Origin of the sequence: Mucilaginibacter sp. (assembly GCF_041663085.1) — a bacterium.
Classification (GTDB): Bacteria; Bacteroidota; Bacteroidia; order Sphingobacteriales; family Sphingobacteriaceae; genus Mucilaginibacter.
Genome location: NZ_JBAZRC010000220.1, coordinates 1 through 4,612 on the forward strand (window position 1 = coordinate 1; position 4,612 = coordinate 4,612).

Below are 4,612 nucleotides of genomic sequence, written 5' to 3' on the forward strand. Positions count from 1 at the left end.
TGTGGTTTTGTATGATGCTTTGGTGAATGACGAGCTGCTGGAATATGCCCCCGCCGGTGCTGTTAAAGTTTATGTAGGCAAACGCTCAGGGGATCATTCTTTCTCGCAGGATAACATTAACCGCCTGATGGTTGATTACGCGCTGAATTACGGCCACGTGGTACGCCTAAAAGGCGGCGACCCGTTTGTATTCGGTCGCGGGCACGAGGAATTGAACTTTGCGGCGGAATATAACATCCCTACACAGGTTGTACCGGGCATTTCCAGCTCGATAGGTGTGCCGGGCTTACAGGGCATCCCTGTTACGCACCGTGGCCTTAGCGAAAGCTTCTGGGTAGTTACCGGCACTACCAGCGATGGCAAGATCTCGCAGGATATTTACGATGCCGCTAAAACCAACGCTACTGTGGTGGTGCTGATGGGCATCCACAAGCTGGCAAAAATTGCAGAGATCTTTAAAAACGAAGGCAAGGGCAAACTGCCTGTTGCTGTAATACAAAGTGGTACCACTGTTAACGAAAAGGTTGCAATTGGCACTGCCGATACCATTGCAGAGCTGGCTGCCCAACAAGGCATTACCTCACCTGCACTTATTGTGTTTGGCGAAGTGGTATCTTTACATCCAAAATTTGAATTGGTAAAACAAGTTTATGACGTTGTTGCGAATGGATAATGATTTAACAGAAGTTCAGGCAGATAAAGCGCAGGGTAACCAGTTGTTCCCGGTGTTCTTAAAGCTGAACAACCTGCATACCGTACTGGTTGGCGGCGGCAATGTTGGCCTGGAAAAGCTTACCGCCCTGCTCAATAACAGCCCGGCTGCTGCTGTTACCATTATTGCCAAAGATTTTTTACCCGAGGTACATGCGCTCGCGTCGCAATACCCCCTGCTCAAAATCGTCCAAAAATCATTCGCGGATACCGATCTGGATACCGCCGATATTGTTATTGCCGCTACAAATGATAGCGAACTGAATAAATATGTACGCGATTCGGCACACGACCGTAAGCTGCTGATCAATGTTGCCGATAAGCCCGGGCTTTGCGATTTTTACTTAGGTTCCATCGTACAAAAAGGCGACCTGAAAATTGCCATTTCCACCAACGGTAAATCGCCAACCATAGCCAAAAGGCTAAAGGAGGTTTTGGGGCAATCATTACCCGGCGAACTGGATATCACCCTGCAGCAAATGAGCGAGGTACGCAACACTCTATCCGGCGATTTTACGCACAAGGTTCAGGAACTGAACAGGGTTACCGCTATTTTACTCGGCCCCAAAAAAGCGCCGAGCACCAATAAGATCAAATTTGTGGTTTGGGCTACGTTTGTGGGGTTCCTGGCTATAACCATTACTGCCCTGTGGCTTAAAGACCCGGCCTTTAAAAACTACGTGGAGAATATCTCCCCGATGTTTTATTATTTCCTGGGCGCAGGGTTTGTATTCGCGCTGATTGATGGGGCCATAGGCATGTCATACGGGGTAACATCCACCACCTTTTCGCTATCAATGGGCATCCCGCCTGCTTCGGCAAGTATGGGTGTACACCTATCCGAAATTATGAGCAACGGCATTGCCGGCTGGATGCATTACCGCATGGGCAATGTAAATTGGAAACTGTTTAAAATGCTGCTGTTGCCGGGCATTATCGGCGCGGTTACCGGCGCGTATTTACTATCATCATTAGAGCATTACGCACAGTACACTAAACCGTTAGTTTCGGTTTATACACTCATATTGGGTATTGTTATCTTTAAAAAAGCTTTAGACCTTAAAAAAAAACGCACCACAGCCAAAATAAAACGCATACCGCTGCTGGGGCTTGGCGGTGGGTTTATTGATGCCGTTGGCGGCGGTGGCTGGGGTTCTATAGTACTGTCTACGCTGATAGCCGGTGGGCGTCATCCACGGTTTTCGTTAGGTACGGTTAAACTCTCCCGCTTCTTTATCGCGCTGATGGGTTCGCTTACCTTCATTACCATGCTTAACAGCTCGCATTGGGATGCAGTGGCAGGTCTCGTGATCGGCAGTGCTTTGGCATCGCCTGTGGCAGCGCGTATCTCTAATAAAATTTCGGCTAAAGCTATTATGATGGCGGTATCGGTTATCGTTATCCTCATCAGTATCCGCAGTATTTTCAACTTTTTAACCCACCTGCATTTCTAATGGCCGATACTTCTTACATATCGCAATTGGTGAACGGGAAAAACCCGGTAGATGCTTTACGTGCTTTAGCAGAGCAGTTTGCGGGCGAGATCGTATTCTCTACCAGCTTCGGCTGGGAAGACCAGGTAATATCGCACATGATCTTCGCCAACAATATCCCCATAAAAGTATTTACGCTGGAGACCGGCCGGCTGTTCCCCGAAACCTATTACGTGTGGAACCGCACCATGGAGATCTACGGTCGGCCTATCCACGCCTACTACCCGGATAATAACCGCCTGGAAGCGATGGTGAACGCCAAAGGACCAAACAGCTTTTACGAATCGGTAGATAACCGTAAAGAATGCTGCGGCATCCGTAAGATAGAGCCCCTGCACCGCGCGCTGGCAGGCAACCAATGCTGGATAACCGGCATCCGTGCCGAGCAATCGCCCAACCGCGAGGATATGAGCAATGTGGAATGGGACGAGGGTAATCAACTCATCAAGTTCCACCCTATTTTCAGCTGGACTTTAGACGATGTAAAAGCATACATCAAACAATATAATATACCCTACAATACATTGCATGACAAGGGTTTCCCGAGCATAGGCTGCCTGCCCTGTACCAGGGCGGTACAACCCGGCGAAGATTTCAGGGCCGGGCGCTGGTGGTGGGAAGACCAAAGCAAAAAAGAGTGTGGTTTACATGCAGTAACGTTAAATAATTTAAAAGAATGAGCAAATACCGGTTAGATTACCTGGACGAGTTAGAGGCAGAGGCCATATATATTCTGCGCGAAGTAGCGGGGCAGTTTGAAAAACCTGCGCTGCTATTCAGCGGTGGTAAGGATTCTATCACCCTGGTGCATTTGGCGTTAAAGGCCTTTCGCCCGGGTAAGTTCCCGTTCCCGCTGGTGCATATTGATACCGGCCACAATTTTGAAGAAACCATTACCTACCGTGATGAAATGATAGCCCGCATAGGCGAAAAGCTTATCGTAGGCCATGTGCAGGATAGCATTGATGAAGGCAAGGTTATTGAACAAAAGGGTAAAAACGCTAGCCGCAACCCGCTGCAAACTACTACCCTTTTAGATACTATTGCCAAACACGGCTTTGATGCCTGTATTGGTGGCGCACGCCGCGATGAAGAAAAGGCCCGCGCTAAAGAACGCATCTTTTCGGTACGTGACGAGTTTGGCCAGTGGGACCCCAAACGCCAGCGCCCCGAGCTTTGGGATATTTACAACGGTAAGATCCACAAAGGCGAGAACGTGCGCGTGTTCCCGATAAGCAACTGGACGGAGCTGGATGTGTGGAATTATATCCGCCGCGAGAACATCCCCTTGCCAACCATTTACTTTGCTCACCAGCGCGATTGTATCACCCGTAACGGGCAGCTGATGGCAGCATCACCATTCCTGAATATGGATGCGGATGATGTGATAGAAAGAAAGAATGTAAGGTTCCGTACCGTGGGCGATATGACCTGTACCGCGGCTGTAGAATCGTACGCGTTTGAGATTGATGACATTATTGACGAGATAGCATCATCCAAGATCAGCGAGCGCGGCGCACGCATGGACGATAAGGTAAGCGAAGCTGCCATGGAAGACAGGAAAAAAGGGGGATATTTTTAACTCACCCGGTCATTGCTTCGCTCGACCACCCTCTCTCCGCAAGCGGAAAGAGGGTCAAACAAACCGGAGCAACTTACACCCTCTTTGCGCAGCATAGAGGATCGACCAGCGAAGCGTAGTCGGGGTGAGTAAACTACGACGTAAGTAAAACAGGGCGTTTATCACACCCTTAACCCTTCTCAAGAGGGGAACTAAGATTGAATAAAAGAAAATGGATATACTAAAATTTATAACCGCAGGCAGTGTTGACGATGGCAAAAGCACCTTGATAGGCCGCCTGCTGTACGATAGCGAAGCCATCCTGGCCGACCAGTTAGAGGCCCTGCATGCATCGAACCGTAAAAACGACGACGGTACCATTGACCTTGCCATTTTAACCGACGGCCTTAAAGCCGAGCGTGAGCAGGGCATCACCATTGATGTGGCCTACAAATACTTTGAGACCGATAAGCGCAAGTTCATCATAGCCGATGCGCCGGGCCATATCCAGTACACCCGTAACATGGTTACCGGTGCGAGTAACGCAGCTTTAGCTATTATTTTGATAGATGCCCGCAAGGGCGTTATCGAGCAAACTACGCGTCACTCCTTCCTGGTTTCGTTATTGCAGATCCCTAAAGTGGTTGTTGCAGTAAACAAGATGGATATGGTTGATTATAGCGAAGAGGTGTTCAATAACATTGTTGCCGACTTTAAAAAGCTGGCTGCCAAAGTAAATCTGGATAATGTTACCTACATCCCGGTGAGTGCGTTAAAGGGCGATAATATTGTATACCGGTCGTCAAATATCAGCTGGTATAGCGGCGACAGCCTGATGCAGCATTTA

5 protein-coding genes are annotated in these 4,612 nt (G+C 48.9%); all 5 read left to right on the forward strand.

The features are described 5' to 3' along the window. On the forward strand, window positions 1-673 hold a 673-nt coding region (cobA, locus tag WC615_RS22600), incomplete at its 5' end, for a uroporphyrinogen-III C-methyltransferase (RefSeq protein WP_372980297.1). Then, on the forward strand, window positions 666-2,165 hold the full coding sequence (locus tag WC615_RS22605) for a TSUP family transporter (protein WP_372980298.1): 1,500 nt from the start codon (window positions 666-668) through the stop codon (window positions 2,163-2,165). The genes cobA and WC615_RS22605, both read left to right, overlap by 8 nt. Further along, a complete protein-coding gene (locus tag WC615_RS22610) occupies window positions 2,165-2,884 on the forward strand; it encodes a phosphoadenylyl-sulfate reductase (protein ID WP_372980299.1) in 720 nt (239 codons plus the stop codon). Before WC615_RS22605 ends, WC615_RS22610 begins: the two co-directional genes overlap by 1 nt. Then, window positions 2,881-3,786 (forward strand): sulfate adenylyltransferase subunit CysD, encoded by a 906-nt coding sequence (gene cysD, locus WC615_RS22615; protein WP_372980300.1) that lies wholly within the window; start codon window positions 2,881-2,883, stop codon window positions 3,784-3,786. Before WC615_RS22610 ends, cysD begins: the two co-directional genes overlap by 4 nt. A gap of 211 nt (window positions 3,787-3,997) precedes the next feature. Next, the coding region (locus tag WC615_RS22620) for a GTP-binding protein (RefSeq protein WP_372980301.1) at window positions 3,998-4,612 on the forward strand (615 nt) is incomplete at its 3' end.

Bases quoted from the DNA above. Each gene is read 5' to 3' on its own strand.
- WC615_RS22605 (WP_372980298.1), top strand. From the start codon at position 666: ATGGATAATGATTTAACAGAAGTTCAGGCAGATAAAGCGCAGGGTAAC.
- cysD (WP_372980300.1), top strand. From the start codon at position 2,881: ATGAGCAAATACCGGTTAGATTACCTGGACGAGTTAGAGGCAGAGGCC.
- WC615_RS22610 (WP_372980299.1), top strand. From the start codon at position 2,165: ATGGCCGATACTTCTTACATATCGCAATTGGTGAACGGGAAAAACCCG.